This is a genomic window from Terriglobus sp. YAF25 (assembly GCF_052113305.1).
Classification (GTDB): Bacteria; Acidobacteriota; Terriglobia; order Terriglobales; family Acidobacteriaceae; genus Terriglobus.
On sequence record NZ_JBFRCY010000683.1, the window covers coordinates 1 to 3,441 of the forward strand.

At 54.2% G+C, this 3,441-nt stretch carries 4 protein-coding genes and 1 tRNA gene; 4 read left to right on the forward strand and 1 reads right to left on the reverse strand.

The features are described from left to right. The 4 genes from AB4043_RS22285 to AB4043_RS22300 all read left to right on the forward strand — a co-directional run. Positions 1 to 489 (forward strand): glycosyltransferase (locus tag AB4043_RS22285; protein WP_442308128.1); only part of this gene is annotated, 489 nt, incomplete at its 5' end. Positions 490 to 535: 46 nt separating this feature from the next. Next, positions 536 to 623: transfer RNA gene (locus tag AB4043_RS22290), tRNA-Ser, on the forward strand. 376 nt (positions 624 to 999) lie between these two features. Beyond that, positions 1,000 to 1,272 carry an Ig-like domain-containing protein gene (locus tag AB4043_RS22295; protein ID WP_442308129.1) on the forward strand — a complete coding sequence of 91 codons (273 nt, stop codon included), beginning with the start codon at positions 1,000 to 1,002 and terminating at the stop codon, positions 1,270 to 1,272. Further along, positions 1,269 to 3,011 carry a hypothetical protein gene (locus tag AB4043_RS22300; protein ID WP_442308130.1) on the forward strand — a complete coding sequence of 581 codons (1,743 nt, stop codon included), beginning with the start codon at positions 1,269 to 1,271 and terminating at the stop codon, positions 3,009 to 3,011. Before AB4043_RS22295 ends, AB4043_RS22300 begins: the two co-directional genes overlap by 4 nt. Positions 3,012 to 3,089: 78 nt before the next feature. On the opposite strand, the gene AB4043_RS22305 is transcribed toward AB4043_RS22300, so the two are convergent. Then, the coding region (locus AB4043_RS22305; RefSeq protein WP_442308131.1) for a hypothetical protein at positions 3,090 to 3,441 on the reverse strand (352 nt) is incomplete at its 5' end.

A 3,441-nucleotide genomic window follows, 5' to 3' on the forward strand; every position in this document is an offset into this window, starting at 1 on the left:
GTCCACACCTTTGCCAAGGTCACCCGCGAGCTCCCGGCGCGGCTCATGCTGATCGGCGATGGGCCCGACTGCAGCGAGGCCGAGCGGCTTGCCGTGAGCTACGGCATCAAGAACCGCATCCACTTTCTCGGCAAGCAGAACAGCGTGGAGGACCTGCTGTCGCTGGCGGACCTGATGCTGATGCCCTCCGAGATGGAGTCCTTCGGCCTGGCTGCGTTGGAAGCGATGGCCTGCAGTGTGCCGTCGATCGCAACCCGCGTTGGCGGCGTACCAGAACTTGTCGACGACGGAGTTACGGGCATGCTCTTTCCCGTAGGAGACACCGACGGCATGGCTGCGGCCGCCATCGATCTGCTCACCCACAAGAACCGGCTGGCGGAGATGTCATACGCGGCCAGGCAAACCGCGCAGAAGCTCTTCTGCAGCTCTAACGTCATTCCCCTTTATGAACGCTTCTATGACGGCGTTCTGGCTCGGCCGGCGATGTAAGGACGCCAGGGATGTGATACCTTCAGAGATGTTGCATCCCCGCAACGGAGAGATGGCCGAGTGGCTGAAGGCGCACGCTTGGAAAGCGTGTATACCGCAAGGTATCCAGGGTTCGAATCCCTGTCTCTCCGCCATACTTCCCCCCCCCCAATAATTTAATGACAGGTCCAACAAGGGCAAAGTTCTGGCCTTCTTCAGCCTTCCCTTCCTGACATCTTTCACGACCAAGGATGCTGCGACCAACMTCCTGAATCCCGACGTAAACATTCTGCTGGCTAGTGGAAACTATCGTATTCACCTGCCGCTCGACGTTATGCATTATCTTGCGATGCCCAATGACTCTCGAGCTCGCCTTCAGGATTCCTCGCTCGCAAATTACTCAAAATAAATAACTTATAAATATGCTGGCAATTTGGCTTCCAAGTTGCCTAAACTAATGCGCCACTGCGCACTGCACCACTGTCTTTTGTGCTTGACCAGGACGATGAACGGCGCCAAGGGAGGGAGCCTGTGCCTTCGGATCTCAAGATCAGAGGGAGCTTTGCAATTGCTGCCGCTTTTCTCTTCGCAGTGATATGCGTTGGTTTGGTCACGCCACTGGTCCGCAGCTTCGTAACCATTCCACGTGTCATGGTTACCAGCCCTTACGCCGGCGAGGTAGGTGTCGAGCCCCAGGAACCGATCACATTGACCTTCAATAAGGCGATGTCGCCTGAAACGATACTTCCGGTAACCATGGCTTCAGCCAATACTATGCGGAGATTCTTCGCAATGAAGGATTGAATGAGTTCGATGTCGCAGATATAGATCAGATTTCTGCACAGGAACTCGCCAGGCATGACATCGTGCTTCTGGGTGAAATGCCTGTTGATAGCAATCAAATCCGGGTCTTTGTCGACTGGGTACGAAGCGGTGGAACCCTGATCGCAATGCGGCCGCTCCGAAAGCTGGCGGAGAACTTCGGGTTTAGCTCGCCAACTTCCGAAGCTGACAAGGCCGTTCAGCATAGCGGCTATTTGAGGATCAACTCGAAGACCCCAGCGGGCGCTGGATTGATTCAGCAAGCGATCCAGTTTCACGGCGACGCCGATCTATTCGCCGCTGACAAGGCCACCGTATTTGCCACGTTGTATACGGATGCCAAAACTGCGACTCCATTCCCTGCGGTCAGCGCTCTAACGTTTGGCTCGGGCAACGTCATCGTATTCAGCTACGATCTGGCAAAGTCCGTTGTCTATACGCGCCAAGGCAATCCCGAGTGGTCGGGGCATGAGCGAGATGGAATCCCTCCGATACGGTCAGACGACCTGTTTTATGGACCGAGCGAAAAGGACCCCCAACCAGATTGGGTGGCCCGGGAAGCAATTGCGATTCCCCAAGCGGACATTCAACAACGGCTGCTGGCCAACTTAATCATCACTTTTAACGCGAGCAAAACACCGCTTCCACACTTCTGGTATTTGCCCCACGGCTTCAAGGCCGTCATCGTTATGACCGGTGATGATCATGGACATGGAGGAACCGCGGGACGCTTCCGTGAGTATCAACGTAAAAGCGCCAGCAACTGTTCGCTCGAAAAATGGGAGTGCATCCGCGCTACCTCGCACATTTTTGTCGGATCGATCTCCTCTGAACAAGCTGAGGACTTCGTGAAACAGGGATTCGAGATCGGATTGCACGTTTATACAGCATGCACAGATTGGCCGGTCCACCAGGTTCGAGAGGACGACGGTGTTGTAAGACGAGAAATCGATCGTGAATTTGTAAACGATCTCTATTTGCAGCAACTCCAAGGTTTTGCCGCAAAGTATCCTAATCTTCCGCCTCCTGTCAGCAACCGGACTGATTGCATCACCTGGGGCGATTACGATACGCAGCCACAGGTAGAGTTCAACCATAGGATTCGGCTCGATACGAACTACTACTACTGGCCTGCAAAGTGGGTCAAAGATACTCCGGGGTTATTTACCGGCTCCGGGCTCCCGATGCGTTTTGCCCGCCGCGATGGGAGTCTGATCGACGTCTATCAAGCTCCGACTCAGATGACGGACGAATCAAAACAGAGCTATCCATTCACGATTGATACGCTCCTCGCGAATGCTCTGGGAAGCGCGGAGTACTTTGGCGTATTTACCGCCAATATGCATAACGATGACGTAAAGTCTTCCGGCGCTGACGCGATCATCGCATCGGCTCAAAAACATCATGTCCCGGTCATTACCGCTGCACAGCTATTGAAATGGCTCGACGGGCGGAATGCTTCCCGGTTTCGGAATCTCAAATGGTCAAACTGCCAGCTTTCTTTTTCAATCGACGTTGGAATCGGAGGAAGTGGCATCGAAGCGATGCTGCCGATCCACTCTGCCGCTGGTGACCTGACTGCCGTTTCGCTCAACGGAGCTACCGTGCAGTGGCAAAAGCGAACCGTAGCAGGACTTTCTTATGCGGTTATTCCAGCCGGGCCGGGAACATTTCTGGCAAGTTACGGTCACACAGCGGCAGGTAGCATTGCGAGTCGCTGAAGATCCAGTAGGTCCTTATCGAAAAGATCCTGCAAACCCCCATCCGAGATATGGGGCACCCACCGGTAGTGAAGAAATCTATCTGGAGATCTTTGCAGCCGTACGCTTTTCGGCATGCCTTGAGGTCGGGAATTCTTCTTTTGTTTGGTAGACAACCCAACCGGGAAAGCGCTCCTGCGAAATACAGACGACTTCAGGACGCTTATCGCGCTTTGCAGGCTCGGGCTTCTCTCCCCGCAATCGGGCAGAAAGCATCGCGGGAAGCCGCATGACGAAAAACAGAGACATGAACAGCGATGAAAATACTTTTGCCGCAACCGTGACAAGGCCACTGACAGCGTAATCCACTACGAGCGGGGGGCCGAACGACGTACGAAGGGAAGATGAAGGCTTACCCATCTGAACATTCCTAAACGAGGCAAATCGCAAT